Annotated in this window: 20 protein-coding genes, 1 tRNA gene and 1 pseudogene; 10 read left to right on the top strand and 12 right to left on the bottom strand. The window is 70.3% G+C overall.

Translation table 11 applies throughout. The features are described from left to right. A pseudogene (locus J0670_RS04315) lies at positions 1–743 on the top strand (hydrolase); the annotation flags it as partial. A 249-nt stretch (positions 744–992) separates the two neighbouring features. Here J0670_RS04315 and J0670_RS04310 read toward each other — a convergent pair. From J0670_RS04310 to J0670_RS04270, 9 genes are all read right to left on the bottom strand, one after another. Then, positions 993–1,667: a response regulator gene (locus J0670_RS04310; protein WP_207809741.1), complete on the bottom strand. Its 675-nt coding sequence runs from the start codon at positions 1,665–1,667 to the stop codon at positions 993–995. Continuing rightward, on the bottom strand, positions 1,660–4,215 hold the full coding sequence (locus tag J0670_RS04305; RefSeq protein ID WP_207809738.1) for a sensor histidine kinase KdpD: 2,556 nt from the start codon (positions 4,213–4,215) through the stop codon (positions 1,660–1,662). The genes J0670_RS04310 and J0670_RS04305 overlap by 8 nt, the downstream gene beginning before the upstream one ends. A 235-nt stretch (positions 4,216–4,450) precedes the next feature. Beyond that, on the bottom strand, positions 4,451–5,080 hold the full coding sequence (gene kdpC, locus J0670_RS04300; RefSeq protein ID WP_207809736.1) for a potassium-transporting ATPase subunit KdpC: 630 nt from the start codon (positions 5,078–5,080) through the stop codon (positions 4,451–4,453). Positions 5,081–5,102: 22 nt separating this feature from the next. Beyond that, entirely contained in the window at positions 5,103–7,268 is a 2,166-nt protein-coding gene (kdpB, locus tag J0670_RS04295) for a potassium-transporting ATPase subunit KdpB (protein ID WP_207809734.1), read from the bottom strand. Continuing rightward, entirely contained in the window at positions 7,268–8,932 is a 1,665-nt protein-coding gene (gene kdpA / locus J0670_RS04290; RefSeq protein WP_207809732.1) for a potassium-transporting ATPase subunit KdpA, read from the bottom strand. Before kdpA ends, kdpB begins: the two co-directional genes overlap by 1 nt. A gap of 1 nt (position 8,933) precedes the next feature. Then, complete coding sequence (gene kdpF, locus J0670_RS04285) at positions 8,934–9,023, bottom strand: K(+)-transporting ATPase subunit F (protein WP_045693083.1); 90 nt, start codon at positions 9,021–9,023, stop codon at positions 8,934–8,936. Between the two features lie 100 nt (positions 9,024–9,123). Then, a complete protein-coding gene (locus J0670_RS04280) occupies positions 9,124–9,267 on the bottom strand; it encodes a hypothetical protein (protein ID WP_207809746.1) in 144 nt (47 codons plus the stop codon). Positions 9,268–9,597: 330 nt separating this feature from the next. Further along, complete coding sequence (locus tag J0670_RS04275) at positions 9,598–11,430, bottom strand: APC family permease (RefSeq protein ID WP_207809730.1); 1,833 nt, start codon at positions 11,428–11,430, stop codon at positions 9,598–9,600. 357 nt (positions 11,431–11,787) lie between these two features. Next, positions 11,788–11,868, bottom strand: a tRNA-Tyr gene (locus J0670_RS04270). 217 nt (positions 11,869–12,085) lie between these two features. Between J0670_RS04270 and J0670_RS04265 the strand changes: the two genes are divergently transcribed. From J0670_RS04265 to J0670_RS04250, 4 genes are all read left to right on the top strand, one after another. Beyond that, entirely contained in the window at positions 12,086–12,574 is a 489-nt protein-coding gene (locus tag J0670_RS04265) for a YajQ family cyclic di-GMP-binding protein (RefSeq protein WP_045693084.1), read from the top strand. A 286-nt stretch (positions 12,575–12,860) separates the two neighbouring features. Further along, entirely contained in the window at positions 12,861–13,703 is an 843-nt protein-coding gene (locus J0670_RS04260; RefSeq protein ID WP_207809728.1) for a vWA domain-containing protein, read from the top strand. Between the two features lie 47 nt (positions 13,704–13,750). Then, positions 13,751–14,566: a hypothetical protein gene (locus tag J0670_RS04255; RefSeq protein WP_207809726.1), complete on the top strand. Its 816-nt coding sequence runs from the start codon at positions 13,751–13,753 to the stop codon at positions 14,564–14,566. Continuing rightward, positions 14,566–16,755, top strand: a complete 2,190-nt coding sequence (locus tag J0670_RS04250; protein WP_207809724.1) for a hypothetical protein — start codon at positions 14,566–14,568, stop codon at positions 16,753–16,755. Before J0670_RS04255 ends, J0670_RS04250 begins: the two co-directional genes overlap by 1 nt. A 272-nt stretch (positions 16,756–17,027) precedes the next feature. Here J0670_RS04250 and J0670_RS04245 read toward each other — a convergent pair whose 3' ends face one another. Both J0670_RS04245 and J0670_RS04240 read right to left on the bottom strand, forming a co-directional pair. Continuing rightward, positions 17,028–17,792, bottom strand: coding sequence for a hypothetical protein (locus J0670_RS04245; RefSeq protein ID WP_207809723.1), 765 nt, complete (start codon positions 17,790–17,792; stop codon positions 17,028–17,030). A gap of 213 nt (positions 17,793–18,005) precedes the next feature. Continuing rightward, entirely contained in the window at positions 18,006–19,325 is a 1,320-nt protein-coding gene (locus tag J0670_RS04240) for a site-specific integrase (protein ID WP_207809721.1), read from the bottom strand. Between the two features lie 600 nt (positions 19,326–19,925). Here J0670_RS04240 and J0670_RS04235 point away from each other — a divergent pair. Next, entirely contained in the window at positions 19,926–20,141 is a 216-nt protein-coding gene (locus J0670_RS04235) for an AlpA family transcriptional regulator (protein ID WP_243436521.1), read from the top strand. Between the two features lie 110 nt (positions 20,142–20,251). Further along, positions 20,252–21,451 carry a DUF3631 domain-containing protein gene (locus J0670_RS04230; protein WP_207809719.1) on the top strand — a complete coding sequence of 400 codons (1,200 nt, stop codon included), beginning with the start codon at positions 20,252–20,254 and terminating at the stop codon, positions 21,449–21,451. 827 nt (positions 21,452–22,278) lie between these two features. Here the strand turns inward: J0670_RS04230 and J0670_RS38915 are convergent. After that, the gene (locus J0670_RS38915) at positions 22,279–22,557 is read right to left on the bottom strand and encodes a hypothetical protein (protein WP_243436520.1); all 279 of its coding nucleotides are present in this window, start codon (positions 22,555–22,557) and stop codon (positions 22,279–22,281) included. 12 nt (positions 22,558–22,569) lie between these two features. On the opposite strand from J0670_RS38915, the gene mobC reads away from it, so the two are divergent. From mobC to J0670_RS04215, 3 genes are all read left to right on the top strand, one after another. Continuing rightward, a complete protein-coding gene (gene mobC / locus J0670_RS38910; protein WP_243436519.1) occupies positions 22,570–22,857 on the top strand; it encodes a plasmid mobilization relaxosome protein MobC in 288 nt (95 codons plus the stop codon). Continuing rightward, a complete protein-coding gene (locus tag J0670_RS04220; RefSeq protein ID WP_207809717.1) occupies positions 22,854–24,572 on the top strand; it encodes a relaxase/mobilization nuclease domain-containing protein in 1,719 nt (572 codons plus the stop codon). Before mobC ends, J0670_RS04220 begins: the two co-directional genes overlap by 4 nt. A 115-nt stretch (positions 24,573–24,687) precedes the next feature. After that, positions 24,688–25,068, top strand: a complete 381-nt coding sequence (locus J0670_RS04215) for a hypothetical protein (protein ID WP_207809715.1) — start codon at positions 24,688–24,690, stop codon at positions 25,066–25,068. Positions 25,069–25,180 lie beyond the last annotated feature (112 nt).

Genomic DNA, 25,180 nt, shown 5'->3' with positions numbered 1-25,180 from the left:
GCGCGGACGGGCGGGCCCAGCTGCGCGAGGCGCTCAAGCTGGGCGCCACCGCGGCCGGCGGCTGCCCGGAGCTGGACCCGGACCCGGCCGGGTACGTGCAGCTGCTGCTGGAGGCCGCCCGCGAGGCGGACTGCCCGGTGGACCTGCACACCACCGCCGCGGAGTCGGCCCAACTCGCCCGACTGGCAGGCGCCTTGGCGCCACTGCGGCCGCGGGTGACGCTCGGCCCGTGCGGGGCGCTGCCCCGGGGCGCGGCGACGGTGCTGGCGACCAGCGGGGTGCGGGTGGTCTGCCTGCCGCAGAACGGCGGCTGCACCGGGATCGAGGGCCGACCGACGGGCCTGCGACCTGGCCTGGTACGGGAGTTGGCCTCGGCCCGGGTGCCACTGGCGGTGGGCAGCGGCGCGCTGCGGGACCAGTCCAACCCGGTCGGCCGGGCCGATCCGCTGGAGTCGGCGTACCTGCTGGCCGCGATCGGGGAGTTGGACCCTGAGGCGGCGTACGACGCGGTGGCGAACCAGGCCCGGGCGGTGCTCGGGCTGCCGCCGGTCCGGGTGGACGCCGGGTTCCCGGCGGAACTGCTGGCGGTACGCGGCGACAGCCTGGCCGGGGCGCTCGCGGGCGGGCACAGCCGGCTGGTGGTGCACGGCGGCCGGGTGGTCAGCCGGACCAGTGCGGTACGGGAGTTCGCGGACACCGTGGCGCTGGCGCTGCCCCGGCAGTCCGGCGGCGCGGAAGGCTGATCCCCCTGCCGGATCGGGGAGAGCGGGAGAGCCCAAGGGGGCGCGCGACGTACGTCACGCGCCCCCTCCCCCACCTGCTGGCCGTCCTTGGACGGCGGCTGGAGCGGCCCCAGGCATCCCCCACTGGAGCAGGGCCGCTCGCTTCAGCACTGACGCTACGCCCACGGAAGACCGCCACCGACCGGCCTTGACGCTCCCCTGTCGCCCATCGAGCGGCTCTTGACGGCTCGTTGACGTTCCCGCAGGCCGCTACGGCACGTACCGGTACCCGATCCCCGGCTCGGTGATCAGGTGCCGCGGGCGGGCCGGGTCCTGCTCCAGCTTGCGGCGCAGCCCGGCGAGGTAGACCCGCAGGTAGTTGCCGCGCCCCTCCTGGGCCGGGCCCCACACCTCGCGCAGGATCTGCCGCCCGGGCACCAGCCGGCCGGGGTTGGCGAGCAGCAGGCTGAGGATCCGCCACTCGGTCGGGGTGAGCCGCACCGGGCCGCCCGGGCCGGTCACCGTGGTGGCCGCGAGGTCGACGGTGTGCTCGCCGATCACCGGGCGGCCCAGCGGGGCGCCCCCTAACGGCCGGCGCAGCACGGCGCGCAGCCGGGCCAGCAGTTCGTCCATCAGGAAGGGCTTGGTGAGGTAGTCGTCGGCGCCCGCGTCCAGGGCGCCGACCTTGTCGGCGGCCCCGGCCCGGCCGGAGAGCACGATGATCGGCATCGCGCTGCGGGTGCGCAGTCCGCGCAGCACGTCCATGCCGTCGAGGTCGGGCAGGCCGAGGTCGAGGAGGACGGCGTCCGGGGCGGAGTGCGCGGCCCGGTCGAGCGCCTCGCCGCCGCTGGCCGCGGTGCGGACGGCGTACTGCCGGGCGCTGAGGTTGATCCGCAGGGTGCGCAGGAGGGCCGGTTCGTCGTCCACGATCAGGATCTCATTCATGAGGTGGCTCCTCCCCAGGAACGGCGGGCTCGATGGCGGCGGGCAGGGTGAGCAGCATCGTGGTGCCGCCCCCGGGGGTGTCCTCGACCTCCAGGCTGCCGCCCATGGCCTCGGCGAGGCCGCGGGACAGGGCGAGGCCCAGGCCCACCCCGGTGGTGTTGTCGGTGTCGCCGAGGCGCTGGAAGGGCAGGAAGACCCGGTCGCGGTCCTCGGGGGCGATGCCGGGGCCGCGGTCGATCACCCGGATCTCGACCTGGTCGGCGTGGTGGCTGGCGGTGACCAGGACGGGCGCGCCGGGGGCGTTGTGCCGCAGCGCGTTGGTGATCACGTTGGCGAGCACCCGTTCCAGCAGCGGCGGGTCGGCGAACACCGGCGGGGCGGTGTCGAGGTCGAGCGGCTGGACCGGCGCGTACGGGTCGGGGAGGCTGTCCAGCGCCCTGGGCAGGATCTCGTCCAGGTGGGTCTCGGTGAGGTGCAGGGTGAGCGCGCCGGCCTGGAGCCGGCTCATGTCGAGCAGGTTGTCGACCAGGCGGGTGAGCTTGACGAGCGACTCGTCGGCGGTGGCGAGGAGTTCGGCCTGGTCCTCGGGCGAGAACTCGACGTCCGGGCTGCGCAGCGAGCCGACCGAGGCTCGGGCGGCGGCGAGCGGGGTGCGCAGGTCGTGGCTGACGGCGGCGAGCAGCGCGGTGCGCATCCGGTCGGCGGCCTTGATCGGTTCGACCTCGGCGGCGACCACGGCCAGCCGCTCGCGTTCCAGCGCGGCGCCGACGTGGGCGGCGAAGGCGGTGAGCACGCGCTGGTCGGAGGCGGGCAGCCGGCGCCCGATGAGGACCAGGACGGCGTCGGGGCCGACCGGGACCTCGGTGGTCTCGCCGCCCTGCTCCCCCGTGGTGGGGTGCTCGCTCCGGCAGTGGGCCAGCACCTCTCCGCCGCGGGAGAGCAGGGCGACGGAGTCCATCCCGAAGGCCGTACGGGACTTCTCCAGGAGGGCGGGCAACGCGTCGGCGCCGCGCAGCACGCTGCCGGCCAGGGTGGAGAGGGTCTCGGCCTCGGCGGTGGCGCGTGCGGCCCGGGTGGTGAGCCGGCCGGCGTGGTCGACCACGGTGGAGACGGTGAGCGCGATGGCGGCGAAGACCACCAGGGCGACGATGTTGTTGGTCTCGCCGATGGTCAGGCTGTGGACGGGCGGGATGAAGTAGTAGTTCAGCAGCGCCGAGGCGATGAACGCGGCCAGCAGGGCGGACGTGGCGCCGCCGAGCAGGGCGACGACGACCACGCCGAGCTGGAAGATCAGCGCGTCGGTGGTGAGGTTGATGGTGTGGTGCGCCTGGGAGAGGGCCCCGGTGAGCAGCCAGGGCAGCACGAAGCCCGCCACGTAGCCGGCGACGGTGCGGCGCCGGGAGTGGCGTCGGCCCAGCGAGGGCAGCCGGCCGCGGCCGGTGAACTCGTGGGTGACCATGTGGACGTCGATGTCCTCGGAGGCGTCCACGGTGGTCTCGCCGATTCCGGGGCCGGTGAGGAAGCGGTTGATCCGGCCGCGGCGGCTGGTGCCGAGCACCAGCTGGGTGGCGTCGTGGGCGCGGGCGAAGGCGAGCAGGGCGGTGGGGATGTCGTCGCCGACCACCACGTGGTAGCTGCCGCCGAGGGTCTCGACCAGCAGCCGCTGCTGGGCGAGCGCGCCGGAGGAGGCGCCGGCCAGGCCGTCGCTGCGGGAGACGTGGACGGCCAGCAGGTCGCCGCCGGCGGTGCGGTCGGCGATCCGGGCGGCGCGTCTGATCAGGGTCTCGCCCTCGGGGCCGCCGGTGAGGGCGACCACGACCCGCTCGCGGGTCTCCCAGACCCGGTCGATGTTGTGGCTGGCCCGGTAGTCGCGCAGTCCCTCGTCGACCCGTCCGGCCACCCAGAGCAGGGCGAGTTCGCGCAGGGCGGTGAGGTTGCCGACCCGGAAGTAGTTGGAGAGCGCCGCGTCCACCTTCTCCGCCTTGTAGACGTTGCCGTGGGCCATGCGTCGGCGCAGCGCCTGCGGGGCCATGTCGACGAGTTCGATCTGGTCGGCCCGGCGGACCACCTCGTCCGGGACGGTCTCGCGCTGCGGGATGCCGGTGATCTTCTGGACGACGTCGTTCAGCGACTCCAGGTGCTGGATGTTGACGGTGGTGATGACGTCGATCCCGGCGGCCAGCAGCTCCTCGACGTCCTGCCAGCGCTTGGCGTGGCGACCGCCGGGGATGTTGGTGTGCGCCAGCTCGTCCACCAGCACGACGGACGGGCGGCGGACGAGCACCGCGTCGAGGTCCATCTCCTCGAACTCCGCGTCGCGGTAGGAACGGTGGGAGCGCGGCAGGACCTCCAGGCCGTCGAGCATGGCCTCGGTGTGGCGGCGGCCGTGGCACTCGATGTACCCGACCACGACATCGGCCCCGCGCTCCTGTCTGCGCCGGGCCTCGTCCAGCATCCGGTAGGTCTTGCCGACCCCCGGGGCGGAACCGAGGTACACCCTCAGCCGGCCGCTGCGGATGCCGGTGCCGGGGGTGAGGTCGCGGGCCATGGGCACTGCTTCTTTCCATCGGGAGGTGACGGTTGGGAGGTGCGCGGGTGCGGATACGGGGCGGCCGACCCGGGCGCGGGAGGTGATCCTCCCGTGCCCGGGTCGGCCCGGTCACCCTGTCGTCGGGTGTGGTCGTGGCGTCACTGCTCGGTCACTTCTGCTCGGTCACTTCCGCTCGGCCACTTCTGTTCGGTCACTTCTGCTCGGTCACTTCTGCTCGGTCACTTCTGCTCGGTCACTTCTGCTCGCTGACGGCCTTGTTGAGCAGGACGACGTTGACGCCCTCGTTGCCGAGGAAGCCGGCCGAGCGGCTCTCGGTGGACTCGTCGACCAGCTTGGCGACGGTGTCCGCCGGCAGGTTGCGCTCCTTGGCGACCCGGTTGACCTGCTCCTTGGCGTAGGCCACCGAGATGTACGGGTCGAGGCCGGAACCGGAGGCGGTCAGCGCGTCGGCCGGGACGCTCGCCGGGTCGACGCCGTCGAACTCGGCGACGGCGGCGCGGCGGTCGTTGACGGCCTTGAGCAGGTCGTCGCTGTTCGGGCCGAGGTTGCTGGCGCCCGAGTTGTCGCCGGCGTAGTTGTTGGCGGAGGGCCGGGGCTGGAAGAACTTCGGGTCCGGCTTGGGCTCCTCCTTCGGGTCGTCCGGGTTGACCTTGGGCAGGTTGTAGTTCTGGCCGATCAGGCTGGAGCCGATCGACCTGCCGTCGGCCTTCACGAACGAGCCGTTGGCCTTGTCGCTGAACGCGACCTGGCTGATCCCGGTGATCAGCAGCGGATAGGCGACTCCCAGGATCACCGTGAGCACCAGCAGCGCGCGCAGCGCGGTGAAGTGGGTGCGGATCGTCGTCGGCAGGGGCTTGGACATGGGTGTTCTCTCCTTCCCCGCGTCAGTTGAGGCCGGGGATGAACTGGACGATCAGGTCGATCAGCTTGATGCCGACGAACGGCACCACCAGGCCGCCGAAGCCGTAGACCCCGATGTTGCGGCGCAGCAGCGAGCTGGCGTCGGACGGGCGGTAGCGCACGCCGCGCAGCGCGAGCGGGATCAGGCCGATGATGACCAGGGCGTTGAAGATGATCGCCGAGGTGATCGCGGACTGCGGGCTGTGCAGGCCCATGATGTTGAGGTGGTTCAGGCCCGGGTAGACCCCGGCGAACATCGCGGGGATGATCGCGAAGTACTTGGCCACGTCGTTGGCGATCGAGAAGGTGGTCAGCGCACCGCGGGTGATCAGCAGCTGCTTGCCGATCTCCACGATCTCGATCAGCTTGGTCGGGTTGGAGTCGAGGTCGACCATGTTGCCGGCCTCCTTGGCCGCCATGGTCCCGGTGTTCATCGCGACGCCGACGTCGGCCTGGGCGAGCGCGGGGGCGTCGTTGGTGCCGTCGCCGGTCATCGCGACCAGCTTGCCGCCCTCCTGCTCCTTCTTGATCAGGGCCATCTTGTCCTCGGGCGTGGCCTCGGCGAGGAAGTCGTCCACGCCGGCCTCCTCCGCGATCGCCTTGGCGGTCAGCGGGTTGTCGCCCGTGATCATGATGGTCTTGATGCCCATCCGGCGGAGCTCGTCGAAGCGCTCCCGCATGCCCTCCTTGACCACGTCCTTGAGGTGGATGACCCCCAGGACCCTGGCGGGCCGGTCGCCGCTCTTCTCGGCGACCACCAGCGGAGTGCCACCGGCCGCCGAGATGCCGTCGACCAGGGTGGAGACCTCGGCGCCGACCGAACCGCCGTTCTCGGTCACCCAGTTGGAGACGGCGCCGGCCGCCCCCTTGCGGACCTGGTGGAGGCCCTCCCGTCGCCCACCGTCACCCTTGTCCGAGTCGCTGCGCTCCGCCCCTCCTGTCGCCTCGTCCAGGTCCACGCCCGACATGCGGGTCTGGGCTGTGAACGGGACCCAGGTGGCGTGCGTCAACTCGCCCTGGGCGCGGGCCCGCAGGCCGTACTCGGTCTTGGCCAGGACCACGATCGAGCGGCCCTCGGGGGTCTCGTCCGCGAGGGAGGAGAGCTGGGCGGCGCTGGCCAGGTCGTCGGTGCTCACGCCCGGGGCGGGCAGGAACTCGGCGGCCTGGCGGTTGCCCAGGGTGATGGTGCCGGTCTTGTCGAGCAGCAGGGTGTTGACGTCGCCCGCGGCCTCGACGGCCCGGCCGGACATCGCCAGCACGTTGCGCTGGACCAGGCGGTCCATGCCGGCGATGCCGATCGCGGAGAGCAGCGCGCCGATGGTGGTCGGGATGAGCGCCACGATCAGGGCGACCAGGACGATCATCGACTGCGGGGCGCCCGCGTAGGTCGCCATCGGCTGGAGCGTGACGACCGCGACCAGGAAGACGATGGTCAGCGAGGCGAGCAGGATGTTGAGCGCGATCTCGTTCGGCGTCTTCTGCCGGGCGGCGCCCTCGACCAGGGCGATCATCCGGTCGATGAAGGTCTTGCCGGGCTCGGAGGAGATCTTCACCACGATCCGGTCGGACAGCACCTTGGTGCCGCCGGTGACGGCGCTGCGGTCGCCGCCGGACTCGCGGATGACCGGCGCGGACTCACCGGTGATCGCCGACTCGTCGACGCTCGCGACACCCTCGACCACGTCGCCGTCGCCGGGGATGACCTGGCCGGCCTCGACCACCACGTGGTCGCCGAGCCGGAGTTCGGTGCCGGGCACCTCCTCCTCGGCCTGGCTCTTGGGCCAGTCCAGGAGGCGGCGGGCCATGGTGTCGGACTTGGTCTTGCGCAGGGTGTCGGCCTGGGCCTTGCCGCGGCCCTCGGCGACGGCCTCCGCCAGGTTGGCGAAGACCGTGGTGAGCCAGAGCCAGACGGTGATGGCCCAGGCGAACACGGACGGGCTGGCGATCGCGGAGACGGTGGTGACCACCGAGCCGACCTCGACCACGAACATCACCGGGTTCTTGACCATCACCCGGGGATCGAGCTTCTTCACCGCGTCCGGCAGGGACGCGACGATCAGCTTCGGGTCGAGCAGTCCGCTCGACACTCTGTGCGGCGCGGCGGGCTCGGCCTGGTCGGCCGGTGCGGGGTTGAGCGTAGGGGTGGACATCAGGAGGACAGACCTTCCGCGATCGGCCCGAGAGCCAGGGCCGGGAAGTAGGTGAGGCCGACGACGATCAGGATGACGCCCGACAGCAGGCCCACGAACAGCGGCTTGTGGGTGGGCAGGGTGCCCGGGGTGGCCGGAACCGGCTGCTGCTGGGCGAGCGAGCCCGCCAGCGCCAGGACGAAGACGATCGGCAGGAGGCGGCCGAAGATCATCGCCAGGCCGAGCGCGGTGTCGTACCAGTCGGTGTTGACGGTGATGCCGCCGAAGGCCGAGCCGTTGTTGTTGGCCGCCGAGGTGAAGGCGTACAGCACCTCGGAGAAGCCGTGGGCGCCCGAGTTGAGCATCCCGGCCCGCTCGCCCGGCAGGGCCATCGCCACGCCCGTACCGACCAGCACGATCGTCGGCGTGGTGAGGATGTACAGCGAGGCGAACTTCATCTCCCGGCCGCCGAGCTTCTTGCCCAGGTACTCGGGGGTGCGGCCGACCATCAGGCCGGCGACGAACACCGCGATGACCGCCAGCACCAGCATGCCGTACAGGCCGGAGCCCACACCGCCGGGCGCGATCTCACCGAGCATCATGTTGAAGACCGTCAGCCCGCCGCCGAACGGCGTGAACGAGTCGTGGAAGGAGTTCACCGCACCGGTCGAGGTCAGCGTGGTCGAGGCGGCGAACAGCGAGCTGGCGGCGATGCCGAAGCGCTGCTCCTTGCCCTCCATCGCGGCGCCCGCGGCCTGCAGGGCGCTGCCCTGGTGCTGCGACTCGGCGAAGGTGAGCAGGGCGACCGAGGCGATCCAGAACAGGCCCATCACGGCGACGATCGCGTAGCCCTGGCGGTTGTCCCCGACCATCCGGCCGAAGGTCCGCGGCAGCGCGAACGGGATCACCAGGATCAGGAAGATCTCGACCAGGTTGGAGAAACCGGTCGGGTTCTCGAACGGGTGCGCCGAGTTGGCGTTGAAGAAGCCGCCGCCGTTGGTGCCGAGCAGCTTGATGACCTCCTGGGAGGCCACCGGACCGCCCGGGATCTTCTGCACCTCGCCGCTGAGGGTGGTCACGTCGGTGAAGCCGTGGAAGTTCTGGATCACGCCGGAGGCGGCCAGGACCAGGGCGAACACGATCGAGACCGGCAGCAGCAGTCGCAGGTTGATCCGGGTGAGGTCCACCCAGAAGTTGCCGACCCGGTCGGTCCTGTTGCGGGTGAAGCCCCGGATCAGCGCGGCGACGACGGCGATGCCGACGGCCGCGGAGACGAAGTTCTGCACCGCCAGGCCCGCCATCTGCGCCAGGTGGCCCATCGCGGACTCGCCGGCGTAGGACTGCCAGTTGGTGTTGGCGACGAACGAGATCGCGGTGTTCCAGGCCTGGTGGCCCTCCATCTGCGGAACGCCCAGGTTCAGCAGCAGGTAGCCCTGGAGGCGGATCAGGCCGTACAGGAAGAGGACGGAGACGGCCGAGAAGGCGAGCACCGAGCGCAGGTACACCGGCCAGCGCTGATCGGCGTCGCCGTCGACGCCGATCAGCCGGTAGATGCCGCGTTCGACTCTGAGGTGCTTGGAGGTGGTGAGGAGCTTGGCGATGTAGTCGCCAAGGGGGCGGTAGCACAGGGCCAGGGCCCCGACCAGGGCCAGGGCCTGCAGCCAGCCCGCGAGAGTGGATCCCATGTCAGAACTTCTCCGGGAAGATCAGCGCCACGACGAGGTAGCCGACGAGAGCGACGGCCACGACCAGACCTGCGATGTTCTCCGCGCTCATGCGCCCACCTCGCTACGCTCGGCGGGCGCTTCGCGCCACGCGCCCGGATTGATGGTTCGCTCTCCCCCAGCCTTCGGCCGGGGGTACCCCGATCGCTCGTTCACAGCTTCTCCACCCCCCGCGCGATCAGGGCGATGACGGCGAACACGGCGACCGTGACACCGACGTAGATGAGATCGGACATGGGCTCCACCAGCGTGGTTCGGGAGATGCCGCAAGCGGCCGGAAGGGCTTCGCGCGGCACCGGCGGACAACCGGCAGATGCAGCAAACCAGCCGTCTAAGGCGCGTTAGGGCTCCCTGACGCCCTCCATACGGGTGAATGCGGGACGTTGACGCGACCTTGACGCCCGCTTCACCGGGTCGAGACCGTCGTGATCTGGCCGAGACCGGGGCCCGGCCCGGGCGTGCTGGCGGGTGTGCGGCGGACATGCGGCGGGCCCCGGGCGGCAGGCTGCCGTCCGGGGCCCGTTCGTCCACGGCCGCCGTCTTCTCCGTCCTCTCCGTCCTCTCCGTCTCCTGCGCCTACGCCTTCTCCGTCTCCTGCGCCTTCTCCGTCTCCTGCGTCTCCTGCGCTACATCCGCATCCGCAGCCGGCAGACCACCGCGTCGGTGTGCCGGCGCAGGGCGCGGTCGATCACGGCGCCGCGCCGGTTCTGCAGGGCCCGCTGCCACCAGCGGGCGGGCTCGACCTCGGGGATCAGCACCGTGAGCCGGTCATAGGCGTGCTCCTCGCCGAGCCGGTTGACGAACGCGGCGATCGGCTGGCCGAGCCGGCGGTGGTCGTCCGGGATCTCCAGCAGCGGTACGCCCGGCTGCCACAGCTCCCAGTCCCGGCGCAGCGCCTCGGCGTCGGCCGGATCGTGCACCACGGTGACCGCCAGCACCTCGTCGCCGAGCGACAGCGCCGCAGACAGGCCGTCCCGGGTGAGCCGGGTGATGGCCGTCACCGGGACCACGACCAGGCTGCGCTGGCGGGTCACCGCGCCCGGCACCCGGCCGAGCTCCAGCCGCTCGCCGATCCGCGCGTAGCTGCGGTGGACCGCCTCGAACAGCACCACCAGCAGCGGCAGGGCCACCACGATGCCCCAGGCGCCCTCGGTGAACTTGGTACCGGTCACCACGACCGCGGCGACGCCGGTGAGCACCGCGCCGAAGCCGTTCAGCGCGGCCTTCCGGCGCCAGCCGACCGGCCGTCGCAGGAACCAGTGCCGGACCATGCCGACCTGGCAGATGGTGAAGCCGACGAACACGCCGATCGAGAAGAGCGGCACCAGGCTGTTGACGTCGCCGCCGGAGCCGACCAGCAGCACGGCCGACACCACGGCGAGGAACAGCACGCCGTGCCGGTGGACCTGGCGGTCGGCGCGCAGTGCGAACACGTGCGGCAGGTGGTTGTCCCGGGCGAGCAGGTCCATCAGCACCGGCAGGCCGCCGAAGGAGGTGTTGGCGGCGAGGCCGAGCAGGAGCACGGTGGCGAACTGGACGACGAAGAAGCCGACGCCGTGGCCGAGCGAGGCGTCGGCGAGCTGGGCGAGCACGGTGACGCCCTCGACCGGCTGGAGGTGGAAGCGGCCGATCAGCACGGCCAGTCCGATCAGCATCACGCCGAGCAGGGCGCCGAGCGCCACCTCGGTGCGCTGGGCCCGCTTCACCCGCGGGGCCCGGTAGGAGGGGACGGCGTTCGCCACCGCCTCCACGCCGGTCAGCGCCGAGCAGCCGGCCGCGAAGGCCTTGAGCAGCAGCAGCGCGCCGACCGCGGTGGCGTTCTCGGCGAGCACCGAGGCGTGGCCGGCGGCGGCCGCCGTACTGGCCGGGGCGTCGCGGAACAGACCGACCACGATGATCGCCAGGATGGAGAGGACGAAGACGGCGGTCGGGGCCATGAACCAGCGCGCCGACTCGGCGATCCCCCGCAGGTTCACCGCGGTCACCAGGGCGAGCGCACCCAGGCAGAGCCAGACCCGGTCGTCGTACAGGCTCGGTACGGCGGAGGTCAGCGCGGCCACGCCGGCGGTGACCGAGACCGCGACGTTCAGGATGTAGTCGATCACCAGCGAGGCGGCCGCGGTCAGCGCGGTGCGGCGGCCCAGGTGGGCCTTGGCCACCGCGTAGGAGCCGCCGCCGTCCGGGAAGGCCGCGATCACCTGCCGGTAGGAGGCGACCAGCACCGCGAGCAGGACGGCGATCGCCACCGTGACCGGCAGCGTGAAGCCCAGCCCGTACGCCCCGGCCGCGGCCAGCACCAGCACGATCGACTCCGGGCCGTACGCGACCGAGGCCATGGCGTCCAGCGAGAGCGCCGCGAGTCCGCCGAGCGCGGTGAGCCGGTGCCGCTCGTCGCTCGCCCCGGTGTCCGGCGGTTCGGGTTCGGCCGTGACGGCCGGGGAGGAGGTGGCGCTGGACATCGGACGGGACCTCCGCAGTCGGTAGTTGCTCCGATCCTGCGGTCCGCGTCCCCGGGCGGCCCTTGGCCCCTACGCGTTCCTGACGCCGCCACGAGCGCCTTTGACGCGCCCTTGACGCGCCTGCCGTACTCCTGGAGGGGCGGTTGGCGGGGGTGGGTGAGCCGTTGTCCCGGCGGGCGCCGGTTGGGAAGACGATCAGCTCGAAGGACTCCCACCCCCGGGCTCCCACTCTGCTGCCTGCCAACCGTAATTGCAAGCAATGCGCAATTACTGCCCCAGAGCCACCCTCCGCGCCAGGACACAACGAAACAGCCCCCGATCTGCGTTTCCGCAGATCAGGGGCTGTTTTCCATCCTGTGGCTGGTGCAGGGTTCGAACCTGCGTAGCTTGCGCGACAGATTTACAGTCTGCTCCCTTTGGCCGCTCGGGCAACCAGCCAGGATCTTCGTCTTCCAGGGCGTTCGCCCCGTTCGACTTGGTAAACCATACCTGATCCCGGGGGGTGCTCCGCCACTCGATAGATCACGCGATGATCAAGGAGCCCGGCGCGGCCGTCACGGGCGGGGCCGGGGTGGCGCTGGATAGGCTGGGGCCGCGGGCGCCCGGTGGGGCGGGCCGCGCCAGTGAAGCCAGAGCATCAAGGAGACCAACACCCATGGCCGACTCCAGTTTCGACATCGTCTCGAAGGTCGAGTGGCAGGAGGTCGACAACGCGATCAACCAGACCTCCCGCGAGATCGCCACCCGCTTCGACTTCAAGGGCGTGGGCGGCGAGATCAGCCGTTCCGGCGAGAAGATCGAGATGAAGGCCAACGGCGAGGAGCGCGTGCGGGCCATCCTGGACGTGCTGCAGACGAAGTTCGTCAAGCGCGGCCTCTCGCTGAAGGCCCTGGACGCCGCCGAGCCGCAGCTGTCCGGCAAGGAGTACAAGATCTTCGCGAACATCAAGGAGGGCATCACCACGGAGGATGCCAAGAAGGTCGCGAAGATCATCCGGGACGAGGGCCCGAAGGGCGTCAAGGCCCAGGTCCAGGGCGACGAGCTGCGCGTCAGCTCCAAGAGCCGCGACGACCTGCAGGCCGTGCAGGCCCTGCTCAAGGGCAAGGACCTGGACTTCGCGATCCAGTTCGTGAACTACCGCTAGCAAACCCCGCTGACCTGCGGAAACGCAGGCTCCGGGTGGCCACAGGGCACAACGAGGGCACTTCGGCGGGGACAGCCCCGATCGCCGTCCTCGTTGTGCCCTCCTCGTCCCGCCGCGGGTGAACGCGGAGGTGTTCGGCCACAGAGGCTTCCGGCTCCAGAACACGGTGACTCCATAGCACACCATCCGCTACGATCGGCTTCCCTGGGGGGTCAGGCTTTCCCGCACGTGTTCCTGTGCCGTGCGATTCGGTCCCCCATCGCGCAAGAGGAGCCGGGTCACCGAGATGCCTTACACCGCCGAAATCAGCCGCACCAACCCCGGCTGCTTCATCTTCCTGGTGGACCAGTCCGCCTCGATGAGCGATCCCATCGGCAGCGGCGAGACGGTCCAGCAACGCGCCCAGGTCGTGTCCGACGCCATCAACCGGCTGCTGACCGAGCTGTCGGTCAAGTGCGCGAAGGAAGAAGGCGTCCGCGACTACTTCCACGTCGCCGTGATCGGCTACGGCCACACCCAGGTCGGCTCCGCCTTCACCGGCGCGCTGGCCGGGCGTGACCTTGTGCCGCTGAGCGAGATCGCGAACAGCCCCGCCCGTCTGGAGAGCCGTACGAAGAAGGTTCCGGACGGCGCCGGCGGTCTCGTCGAAACGACCGTGCAGTTCCCGGTCTGGATGGACCCGGTTACCAACGGCGGCACCCCGATGACCCGGGCCCTCGGCTACGCCGACTCCCTGGTCGCCCGCTGGGTCGACCAGCACCCGGGCGGCTTCCCGCCCATCGTCCTCAACCTGACGGACGGCGAGTCCACCGACGGCGACCCCACGAGCGCGGCCATCGGACTCGCCTCGCACGCCACCGCCGACGGGCCGGTGCTCCTCTTCAACCTGCACGTCTCCGGGGCGAGCGGAACTCCCGTCACCTTCCCCGACAGCGAGAGCGAACTCCCGGACACCTACTCGCGGTTGCTCTTCCACATGTCGAGCGTGCTGCCGAGCCACATGCGTTCCTACGCCGCTTCGCAGGGCCACCGTGTCAGCGAGGCCACGCGCGGTTTCGTCTACAACGCCGACATCACGTCCATCATCGAGTTCCTCGACATCGGTACGCGCGCCACGGAACTGCGCTGAACGGCGTGGGCGCGCACTCAACGCCTCTTGACGTCCAGCACTTCCGCGTGCCCAAGACGGGCAACTCGTTGGAAGAGTGCGAGGACGCCATCGAGGCCTCGTTGTCTTCCGACACCAGTTCGCTCTTCGCCGCCGTGTCCGACGGGGCGTCCGAGAGCCTGCTCGCCGGAGCTTGGGCCGGGCAACTGGTGAAGGGCGCGGTCGCGTCGATGGTGGCTGCCGATGAGCGGGGGGATCGGCAGGGCGTCCTGTCCGGGGCCTTCGTCGAGGATCTCCTGGCCCGCACCGTCGACCAGTGGGACGGGTACCTCTCGACGTACCAGGCGGAGCGGGCGGCCAGCGGGCGGCCGATCGCCTGGTACGAGCAACCGGGTCTGGAGAAGGGAGCCTTCGCAACGCTGACGGCCGTTCACGTGCAGGCGGTACCCCCCGGTCCGGAGGGTTCCGAGGCGGTGTCACGCTGGGCCTGGCGTGCCCTCGCCCTCGGCGACAGTTGTCTCCTCCACCTCCGTGACGGCCGCCTAATCACTTCGTTCCCCATCACGGACGGCCACGGATTCGGTATCACCCCTCAACTTCTGAGCAGCCGCAACCGGGACGCCACGCTGATCGCCAACCGGATGTCGACCGCAGCGGGCGAGCTGCGCACACACGACGAGCTCCTCCTGGCAACCGATGCCCTGGCGGCGTGGCTGCTGTCGCACCCCGAGATCGAATCAGGCGGAGCAGGGAAGCAGTTGGGCAGGCTCGCCGATCTGGGCGAGGAGACATTCGCCGACTGGCTCCATCACGAGCGGGCCGAGTCCCGGATGCGCAACGACGACGTAGCCCTCATTCGTGTGCGGGTGAAGACGGAGGGGTGATGGCGGTCTCCCCCGCTGGTGGACCTGTCGCCGGACGCAGATTTCCGACCGGCGCGAACTATGTGGAAGCCCTTCAGAACCCCGCGCTGTGTTTCGAGGACCCCGATCTCAAACACGGTACGGTCCAGCAGAGCCCCGTGCTCGGGCCGAAGGCGATCTCAGGGAACTTCGCGAGCGTCTTCTCCATCACCGCCCCGGGTGGTCAGCGATACGCGCTCAAGTGCTTCACCCGCGACAGCAGCACCCTGGAGGCCCGCTACCAGGCCATCAGCAAGCAGCTCGCCGGCCTCAGGCACGCCAAGCTGTCCCAGCCCTGGCCGGTCGGAATCGAGTATCTGCCGCGGGGCGTCCTCGTCGCCGGCCAGTGGTACCCGACCCTGAAGATGGCCTGGGCGGAGGGCACCAATCTGATCACCTGGATCGACCGGAACGTTCGGGACTCGACGGCCATCCTCAGGGTTGCCGAGCAGTTCTCCGCACTGGTGGCCGACCTGGAGAAGCTCGGCATCGCCCATGGCGACCTCCAGCACGGAAACCTCCTGGTCGCGTCCGACTGCACATTCCGCCTCGTCGACTACGACGGAATGTACGTTCCGGACCTCAAGGGACAGGGGTCCACGGAGAACGGCCACCGCAACTACCAGTCCCCGAGCCGCACGAGCTCGGACTTCGGCCCCTCGATGGACCGCTTCTCGTCCTGGATCATCCACCTCAGCCTGGTCGCGATTGCCACCGATCCCGACATCTGGGCTCAACTGCACGACGATCAGGGAGAGTTCCTGATTCTGAAGGAGGATGACTTCAAGGAACCGCGGTCCTCGCTGGCCTGGAGCCTGCTGCTGACCCATGCAGACCCGAACCTTCGAGCGCTGGCCGCGCAAACGCACAGCCTACTCACTGCGGGCACCCACGCGGTACCGGCGCTGTCCACAGCCGGCGCGATTCCGACCCAGCGTCCGGCTCCTGCGGCAGCCCCTGCGAACGGAACCCCCTCCTGGCTTGCCGGGCACATCCCGCCACCACGCAGCGCCCCGGCGGGAAGCAGCGGGAGTGCCGGCACGATCACCTCCGGGGGCTTCGCGCGTCGCCGAGCGACCGATGTCCTCTCCGGCGTCCTCGCACTGACCGGGTCGGCCGCCCCCGTGGCGCTGACCGCCATCAGCGTGATGCCCGCCGGTTACGGCTATCTGGCCGCTGCCCAGATCGGGGCTCTTCTCGTGTCCGGTGGCGCCCTCCAGGCCACGCGGTCCTCCCGTCCCGAGGTCAAAGCCTCGAAAGCCCGGCTGCGGGCGCTTCAACAGCAGGCGGGAACGGTGGAGGACCCGGCGGCAGCAGTGCAGAAGGTCCGCGAGGAGATCGATGCCCTGGCCAAGGTCAGCGCGCACCGGGACGCACAGATCAATCAGCAGATCAAGAAGCTCCAGGCCGAACTGCGCGACGAACAGGCCCGGATCACGAGCGCGCTCAACAAGGAGACCGGCAGCCTCCGGACGAAATTGAGCACGCTGGCCGCCACGGAGCAGCAGCGGCTGGAAGCCGCGCTGGCGTTCGCGATCAGGACACACGTCCGGGAAAGACTCGGCCGATCCTCCATTCAGGAGGTCAAGAGGCTCTCCAATATGGGCTCGGGGACAGTCACCGCGCTGGTCGCCGCCGGCATCCGCACGGCCGCCGACTTCACTGGTGTCCGGTATGTGCAGAGCAGCCGGTACAACAACCGCGACGCGTTCCTCATCAGGCCCAACGGCCAGGAGGTCAAGGTTCCGGGCGTTGGCGAAGTCCGGGCCGCCGCACTCGAAAGCTGGCGGACCTCGCTGGAGCAACGAGCCCAGACGTCGGCTCCGACCAGTCTGAGCCAGCAGGAGCGGACGGCGATCCGCCAGCAGTTCGCCGCGCAGAAGAAGCAGCACGAAGCCGACATCGCGCGGGCCGAGAGCGCGGCTTCACTGAAGCGCACTCAGCTCCAGCAGCGCATCACCACCCGCCAGCAGCAGGCCAACACGGAGAAGCAGCAGCACCAGACGGCTACTCAGAACCAGCGCGCGTTGCTTCTCCAGCAACAAGCCCAACTCGCCAGCGCGAGCGCCGCCCACAATCTGCTGGTCGCCCAGCTCTCCACGGCTGTCGAACAACATCGCCGCGCCTTCGGCCTGCGCCGGTACCTCCGCTTCCTCGCGACGAACCGCTAGGGCCTACCTGGGATCGAGATCACGTTGCGGGGAGAACACGTGACAGGAGTTTTCCGGGTCAGCGCCTCGATCGCCGCAGACTCGCAGGTCAGCGGGGCGGAAACGCAGGCTCCGGGTGGCCACAGGGCACAATGAGGGCACTTCGGCGGGGACAACCGCCACCGACGACCCTCGTTGTGCCCTTGCCGAGTAGGGCTGACTTCTGACCGGCGGTGCGGGCACCAAGTCGGTCATCGACACCTCAGTCGATTCCGCGTCGCGCCCGGAACCCGTCAGTACTTTGCGTCTGCCAACGCCGCAGCCGCGCTCCGGATGTCACCGGCAGCCGAGCTCAGCGACGACGGCAGATCAGCCAACCGCGAGAGGGCGCTGGCGGCATTCGCGAGCAGTGGGGCATTGTCCTGAAGGTGGCGCAGGTCACGGCTGGCCTCATGCAGCCAGGGGGCATTGTCCTGAAGGTGCTGGAGCCCGTTGCTGGCCTCGTGAAGCATCCAAGCCGCGTCCTCGGAGACCGCCAGCCGGCTGCCACGCAGCACCTCCAGGTCCGACCTGAGGACCTTCATCAGGGACGCCAGTTCTGGCATCTCCTTTGCGATGCTCCCCAGAAGGGGACCGATCCGCTCGACGTACGCTTCCTGCGCTTCGTAAATCATCTCCACTAGCCGCGCCTCGGTCAGACCGCTCAGTCCCGCCAGGGCGTCTCGTCCGTCCGCCTCACGAACGCGCTTCCACTCCTCCAGGATCTCCACGGTGTAGTTCTCTCCGCCTGCCCCGTCGACCCGCTTGTGGTGCACGTTGCACAGCAGCAACAAGTTGGCGAAGCTGTTCCTCTGCTCCAGGGTCCACGTCGTGTCGAACCGCTTCCCCTCCGGCTTGAGGGCTCGGATGTGCGCGATGTCGAGATTCAGCATCGGCTCCCCGTCGATGACGCGTACGGTCGGAGCCCCGCAGCGCGGCGCGTAGCACCCACCTCGGGCCAGGGTCATCAGCGCGGCCACGGTGGCGTTGCTGTAGTTCCGACGCAGCTGCTCGGCCATGGCAATCCTCCTCGTCGAGTTGAACACTCCATCTCGCACGGTAGAGGACGCAACTGACAACGCACCCTGAGATCAAGCCAGTTGGCCCCAAGGACTTACCTTTGAGGAATGACCCCACGGTGCACGACGGCTCTGTGGTAGATGGTGCACGTCTAAACGACGGCCGCCCGCTGCGTGGCTGACGTGCCTACCGTGAGAGCGCCATCCCACAACTCAACGCCTTGGCCCGGGGAAGCACATCGAGGGCGCGCTACTGAAGACAGCCTCGATCGCCGCCCTCGTTGTGTCCTCCTCGTCCGGCCACAGGTGCGTGTAGGTGTTGAGCGTGATCGACGGCTTGGCGTGGCCGAGCCGCTTCTGCACCGTCTTGACGCTCTCCCGGTGCTTGATCAGCACCGAGGCGTAGAAGTGCCGGAGGTCGTGCATCGTTGCGTCGTCCGGCACCTGGCGGAGCGTCGGCTCTGCATCATCCGGCCGGCCGCGGCGCTCCCAGCTCTTGAACGCAACCTCGTGCTGCTTCAGGAGGGCCTTGTCGGCGACCCGCCCGAGGTTCTCCCAGACCGACGCCCAGGCCGCGCGGCGGATCGCCTCGCCGCGCTCGTTGGTGAACACGAGCAACGCCTTCCGGCGCTTCCACTTGGAAGGGCGGGGGTCGGTGCGGTCCTCGATGTCGACCCGACGAGCCGGATACTTCTCCAGGTGTGCCGCCAGCGCGTCCATCGCCGACTTGGCCACCGGAACCGTCCGGTAGCTCTCATGGGTCTTGGGCGGTGCGAGGTAGGGCTCGCCCTGGTCCGGACTGATCACCTGCTGCGCGACCTTGATCGTGCCACGCTTGAAGTCGATCTGCCCAAGCTCAAGCCCGAAGAGCTCGCCCTGCCGCAGCCCAGAAGCCGCCGCCAGGAGCAGTAGCGCCCGGTACCAGCCGGGGGCGGCGTCGGCCAGGGCCGCCACGACCTCGATGGCGAGCGGGACGATCTCCTTGCGCGGCGGAGGCGGCAGCTTCACCCCCTTCGTCGGGTTGAACGGGATCTGGCGGTCGAGTTCCGCGACGCGGAAGATCGCGGTCACGTAGCTGTAGTGCACCCGCAAGGTCGAGGGCGCCAGAACCTTCGAGCGGTCCTTGACCCACGCCTGGATGTCCGAGGTCTTGAAGCCTGCGATGGCCCGGTCGCCGAGGATCGGGTAGATGTGCAGGCGAAGCGCCCGATCCACGCGCTCAGAGGTGCTCGATCCGTGGACCGCCCCCTCACGCCAGCGCTCGCCGACCTCGCGGAACGTCTCCTTGCCAAGAGTGGGGTCGATGTAGGTGCCGCGGTTGAGATCATTGTCGATCCGGGAGGCCTCCGCGTCGGCTTCGGCCCGCTTGGTGTAGTTGAGCTTGCGCGGCGTGCCGTCGGGGTCGCGGTAGCGGACCTGCCAGCGCTTGCCCTTGCCGTGCTCGGCCGTGGGGTACTTGCCCTTGTGCTCGCGGCAGGGCTTGTCGGTCGGACGGGGGTAGGTCTTGTGCCAGGTGTCGTAGACGGTCGCCATTCGGCTCCTTGGGTTGGGGCATGCGGAGGCACGGCCTGTGGCCGGCGGTGAGGTGGAAGTGGTGGCGCGCGGATGGCGGCGCCGGTGAACCGCGAATGCAGAACGCTCGCGGAAGCGCGCCCCTCGGGGCGGGTGTTGGATGTTTATCGACCGCAAGCCGTTTGTCAAATGAGAGATTCCCAGAGGGGCGCTTGGGTGCCAATTCGTGCTCGATAGTGCCGGATAGTCCCAAGCCCACCGGCGCCCATGTGCGCTCACCAACGCTCAGGAGCGCTCGCGACGATTGCTCGCGGATACAACGCGCCCTGACCAGGCCAGTTGCCCGGACAAGGGCCATCCCTGACAGGCCGATCAAGATCTTTTGCGGGATTTTCCCGAACTCCTTGCACGCGAGCTATTACGGGCCTTACGTTCGTTATCGCCGCTCAGCGAGGTCGCGCCACTCCACTTCGCGACGGGCTGGCCAACCGCCCAACCTTGAGCCTTTTTAGGTTCCGAGCCGGGTTGCGTGGAGACTTCTCTCCCCCGCGCAGAGCGATCCCCTTTCCGGGGCTCTTCGGCGCGCCCGCACTCCCTTATCCCCTGCCTGCTGGAGACCTCTTGCCCACGACCTTCCGTGCCACCACCCCCGATCGCCGCCCGCTGGCCACCGCGGAGGAGCTCGCCGCGTACCTCGGCGTCCCGCTCGGGACCGTGTACGCCTGGCGACACCGCGGCCAGGGCCCCGTGGCGATCAAGGTCGGCCGGCACCTGCGCTACCGCTGGGCGGAGGTGGAAGCCTGGCTGGACGGCCAGAGCGCCGACCAGGCCGCCTGACCCAACCGCACCTCACCGCCGGATCCCACTCTCCTTCTCGTTCCTGCCCCCTACCGGCGGCGCGCGGCACCCCGCCGCGTGCCGCGATCTGGAGTCTCACCATCACCTCTATGTCCAACCCCCTCGCCGCCGACGCCGACGGGGAGATGCCGGCCGCAGACGGCTCCGCGACGGACGGGACCATCGACACGGCGCCGGACACGTCCGAGTCGCCGGGCGCCGCTCTGCTGGCCGAACTGCGTGACCACATCCGCCGGTACGCGGTCCTGCCCTCGGCGGAGGCGCTTGACGCGGTCACGCTGTGGGTCGCCGCGACGCACCTGCAAGCGGCGTGGCACCACGCGCCACGTCTGGCGATCGTGGCTCCGGCCCGGCGGTGCGGAAAGTCCCGCCTGCTCGACATCCTGGTCGAGACCGTCCACGATCCGCTGATCACGGTCAACACCAGCGCGGCGGCGATCTACCGCTCGATCAGCGACCGGCCCAGGACCCTGCTGGTCGACGAGGTCGACACCATCTTCGGCAACCCCCGCACGGCCGAGATGAACGAAGGCCTGCGCGGCCTGCTGAACGCCGGCCACCAGCGCAACCGGCCCGTCACCCGGTCGGTCGGCAACGACCACCAGGCCCGCGAGTTCGACACCTTCGCCATGGCCGCCCTCGCGGGGATCGGCGACCTGCCCGACACGATCATGGACCGGTCGGTCGTGATCCGCATGCGCCGTCGTGCCGACGGCGAGGTCGTCGCCCCGCTGCGCGATCGCCGCGACGGCGTCCTACTGCGGGAGACCCGCGCCAAGCTCGCCCTGTGGGCTTCCCTCGTACGGGAGAAAGCCGAGGCCCTGCATCCGGACATGCCGGTCGAGGACCGCGCCGCCGACACCTGGGAACCCCTGGTGGCCGTCGCCGACCTCGCCGGCGGCTCGTGGCCGGGCCGCGCCCGCCTGGCGTGCGCACACATGGTCGCGGCCGAGGAGGAGATCGAGGAGGACAGCTGCGGCGGCGCGCGGATCCTCGCCGACATCCGCCGGATCTTCTTCACCCACGGCGACACGGACACCTTGCCCACCACGGCGATCCTCGCGGCGCTCAACGACGACCCCGAGGCGCCGTGGGCCGAGCACGGACGCGGCGGCCTCACGGCCCGCGCGCTGGCCGGGCTGCTCAAGGACTACCGGATCTCCTCGGCCAACATCCGTCTGCCCGACGGCACCCAGCGCAAGGGCTACACCTTCAACAAGTTCGCCGACTCCTGGCGCCGCTACTGCCCCAAGGTCCACCCGCTCCCCCAGCGCGCCCAGGCCGGCTGACCCCGACCCCCAGGTGCGGTAGATGCCGTCACCGACGTCGCATCCGCTCTCCCACACGCCCACCACCGGGACGGCGGACTTCCGAGAGCCGTGACACAGCCTGCCGACCACAAGTCGGCCGACCGGACCGATGCGGCGCTGTACCGGACCGAGACGGTAGCGGGACGGAGCGCCACCCCACACGGGCCAGTCGCAGCAACGGACTTCGGCACGCGAGACGGATGAGACGGACCGCGGCGCTCAACCCGGCCGGTCCGAGCGGTCCGCCGCCCGCAGGCTCGCGGACAGCTCGGACCGGACCGGACCGGTGTCCGGCATCCCGTCCGAACGCACGGTCCGGAAGCTGCCGGACCATCTCCTGTGCAGGCCAGGGCCAGCGGACCGTCGGTCCATCCGGTCCGCCTGCGTGGACCAGCGCGGCGGTCCGGTCCGAACGGACCGCTGGACCGGCGGACCGAGATCTGCCGACCATCCGCTCACGGACCGAACCGAGCGGACCGAACCGAGCGGTCCGGTCCGGTCCGGTCGGTCCGGTCGGTCCGGTCGGTCCGGTCGGTCCGGTCGGTCCAACGGTCCGTTCACAGACCGGACCGTTGGACCGTCCACCGCGCGGTCCGTCCGCACCTCGCCCGTATGACCGATCCGCCCGAAGATCCAGGAGATACTCCCTGACCAACCACCAGCATGACCCCGAGGAAGCCCACGACTCATACGCCGGTCTGGACACGCTTCTCAACTCGCCCACGCTTACTCGTGATCTGCAGCGGGCGTTCGGCCTGGACGCCCCTGACGGAGCCAGTAGTACCCCGAGTCCGACTCGCGGCCGGTCACGGGGAAGCTCCGCCCCAGGGGTAGCGGAGCAGGCCCGGCGCGAGGGCGCGCCGGGCCAGGGGTTCGGGGCCGAGGGCGGCCCCGAACCGGACGAACTCCTCGCCGTCCAGAAGACGATCCTCACCGACCACCGCCGGCACGACAGCGCCGTCGAAGCCGGCGGAGCCGAGCCGCGCAACCGCCGCTTCGAGGGCGTCAAGCGCGAGGAACGCGTCGGCCCGCTGCGGTTCAAGCCCGACGAGCACGCCAGGCTGCAAGCGGCTGCCCTCGCCCACGGCTACAACGGCGTGTCCGGTTTCGCCGCCGACATCGTCATGGCGTTCATCGACGGCCGGTTCTTCATCGACCTCCCCCTCGCCGAGGAGCGGCGGGCCACCCACCACTTCCGCTCGGTCTTCCTGCGCAAGCACGACCGCCTGGGCAACAACCTCAACCAGATCGCCCGCGCCGACAACGGCGGCTACGACCGGCCAACCGACAGCCTCCGGACCATCGACCAACTGCTCCGCCTCCAGGCCGAGATCGCCCACGCCTTCCGCCCTCCCGCCGACCAGGAGACCTCAACCCGCCTGTGATCGCCGCCATCAAGGACCCCGGTTCCAACACCCGCGGCCTGCTCGCCTACCTCTACGGCCCCGGGCGCCACGACGAACACCGCGACCCGCACATCGTCGCCGGCTTCGCGATGCTCGCCATGCCCGACCCCGGCCGCGAGGAGCAGGCGACCCTCACCCAGCTCGCCCGCTACCTCGACGAGCCCGTCCACCTGCGCAACAGCGAAGTCGGTCTCAAGCTCACCAACCACGTCTGGCACTGCCCCGTCCGCGCCGCACCCGAGGACCGCTACCTCTCCGACACCGAGTGGGCCGACATCGCCCACCGCATCGTGCAAACCGCCGGCATCGCCCCCGACGGCGACGACCTCGCCTGCCGCTGGATCGCCGTACGCCACGCCGACGACCACATCCACATCGTCGCCACCACCGTCCGCGAGGACGGCCGCCGCCCCAAGCTCCACGGCAGCGGACGCCGCGTCGCCACAGCCTGCCGACAGATCGAAAAGGACTACGGCCTGCGCCAACTCAAGCCCGGCGACGGCACCGCTGCCAAGCGCCCCACCCAGGCCGAGATGCACAAGGCCGAGCGCCTCGGTTGGAAGCAGACCAGCCGCGCCTGGCTCGAAGACCGCATCCGCGACGCCATCCCGCACGCCGCCGGCATCGAGGAGTTCCTCGCCTACCTCCAGGCTGACGGCGTCGAGGTCAACATCCGCCGACTGCCCTCCGGCGACCTGAAGGGCTACTCCGTCGCCCGGCCCGGCGACCTCAAGGCCGACGGCACACCCAACTACCTCTCCGGCAGCAAGATCGCCCCCGACCTCTCCCTGCCCAAACTCCAGGCACTCCTCGCCACCAGCGCCCTGGAGGAACACCCCACCGCCCGCCGCAACCGCCACAGCACCAGCTGGCAGCGCACCACCGACGCCCTCGACGCCCTCCACCTCGCCGAAACCGACGGAGACACCAGGGACAGCGCGCTCGCGCAGGCCCAGATCACCGCCCTCGGCGACATCATCAACGCCACCGCCCAGACCGCCCCCGAAGGCCTGCGGGCCGAACTACGAGCCGCCACCCGCGCGGTCGCCCGCGCCCAACGCTCCCAGGTGCGCGCCGACCACCGCACCGCCGCCGACCTGCGCCGGGCCGCCCGCGACATCCTCCGCGCCGGCGACGGCCCCGGCGGCAACGCCCTCACAGTCCTGATCGCCGCCCTCGTCTGGGCGGCAGTCCTCGCTGGCCGCTGGCACCAGGCCCGTGGCCATCACCAGCAGGCCCACGCCGCCAACCTCGCCGTCCAGCACTTGCAGGGCGCCTACGACCAGGCCGCCGCCGAACACCTCGCCGCCCTTGCCCACCGCCAACCCACCCAGGAGACGATCAACGACCTCGCCCACGACCTCCGCGCCGCTATCCCCGACCATGCCGCACGGATCCTCGCCGACCCCACCTGGCCCGCCCTCGCCACCGTCCTCGCCGACGCCGAAGCCAGCGGCCACCAGCCCCGCCAACTCCTCACCGAGGCAGCCGCCCGCCGCGAACTCGCCACGGCTCGCCAGCCCGCCAAGATCCTCCTCGGTCGCATCCAGCACACCAGCCGCAACCCCAAACCCAACCGCGCCGCCGACGCCGCCCGCCTCCGCACCACCAGGCCCGTCGCACCCACACTCGGCACGGTTCAGCCTGCCCTGGCACACCAGTCCGGACTCAACCCCCAACGCCGCAAGCGCTGAACCCTGAGGCCAACGGCCCCAGAACGCGTAGAAGCGATTCGCCAGGCCACCACCGAACGACGGCCACTCAGCCGCCGACAGCCCCGCATCCCCATGCAACTCCCCAAGGAGAGCCTTGACCACTCCCAACCTCGTCAGCCGCAACATCATGAAGCTGCTGTTCGACGCGGACTTCGTCAACCGCGACGACACCAACACCTGGTCCCACCAGGACGGGCGCCCGTTCAGCGAGCCCGAGCAGGCCATCGCCGACGCCGCCGGAGAGGAAGAGCTCGAAGCCCTCTTCGACGTATACAAGCTCCTGCTGAAACGAGACCTCGTCGACCCGCTCGACGCCGTCCGCGTCCTCGCCTACCGGTACTGGATCGCACTTCCCGACCACGCCGCCACCAGCACTGACCTCGTCGCCACCATGACCGACCAGGACCGCGCCGAGTTCCAGCACCTGCTCGACCGTCTCACCCCTACTCAGCGCAGCGCCCTTCTCAAGGGCTGACCAACCCTCGCACCTCTGGCCGGACCACCATCCGGCCAGAGGTGTCGGTTCGATGTCCTCTTCGGCGATCGGGAAGCATCCCGACCCGGCGGACGTCGTGTGGTGCTTGCGA

The sequence above is a fragment of the Streptomyces sp. FH025 genome, from assembly GCF_017427025.1.
GTDB lineage: Bacteria > Actinomycetota > Actinomycetes > Streptomycetales > Streptomycetaceae > Kitasatospora.
Note: the sequence above shows the minus strand (reverse complement) of the source record. Positions and strands in the feature narration are given on the sequence as shown.

Excerpts from the sequence above, each read along its gene's own strand:
- J0670_RS04275 (WP_207809730.1), bottom strand. The coding sequence starts at position 11,430 with ATGTCCAGCGCCACCTCCTCCCCGGCCGTCACGGCCGAACCCGAACCG.
- kdpB (WP_207809734.1), bottom strand. The coding sequence starts at position 7,268 with ATGTCCACCCCTACGCTCAACCCCGCACCGGCCGACCAGGCCGAGCCC.
- kdpC (WP_207809736.1), bottom strand. The coding sequence starts at position 5,080 with ATGTCCAAGCCCCTGCCGACGACGATCCGCACCCACTTCACCGCGCTG.
- J0670_RS04240 (WP_207809721.1), bottom strand. The coding sequence starts at position 19,325 with ATGGCGACCGTCTACGACACCTGGCACAAGACCTACCCCCGTCCGACC.
- J0670_RS04245 (WP_207809723.1), bottom strand. The coding sequence starts at position 17,792 with ATGGCCGAGCAGCTGCGTCGGAACTACAGCAACGCCACCGTGGCCGCG.
- J0670_RS04310 (WP_207809741.1), bottom strand. The coding sequence starts at position 1,667 with ATGAATGAGATCCTGATCGTGGACGACGAACCGGCCCTCCTGCGCACC.
- J0670_RS04230 (WP_207809719.1), top strand. The coding sequence starts at position 20,252 with ATGTCCAACCCCCTCGCCGCCGACGCCGACGGGGAGATGCCGGCCGCA.
- kdpF (WP_045693083.1), bottom strand. The coding sequence starts at position 9,023 with ATGAGCGCGGAGAACATCGCAGGTCTGGTCGTGGCCGTCGCTCTCGTC.
- kdpA (WP_207809732.1), bottom strand. The coding sequence starts at position 8,932 with ATGGGATCCACTCTCGCGGGCTGGCTGCAGGCCCTGGCCCTGGTCGGG.
- J0670_RS04305 (WP_207809738.1), bottom strand. The coding sequence starts at position 4,215 with ATGGCCCGCGACCTCACCCCCGGCACCGGCATCCGCAGCGGCCGGCTG.
- J0670_RS04250 (WP_207809724.1), top strand. The coding sequence starts at position 14,566 with ATGGCGGTCTCCCCCGCTGGTGGACCTGTCGCCGGACGCAGATTTCCG.
- J0670_RS04265 (WP_045693084.1), top strand. The coding sequence starts at position 12,086 with ATGGCCGACTCCAGTTTCGACATCGTCTCGAAGGTCGAGTGGCAGGAG.
- J0670_RS04260 (WP_207809728.1), top strand. The coding sequence starts at position 12,861 with ATGCCTTACACCGCCGAAATCAGCCGCACCAACCCCGGCTGCTTCATC.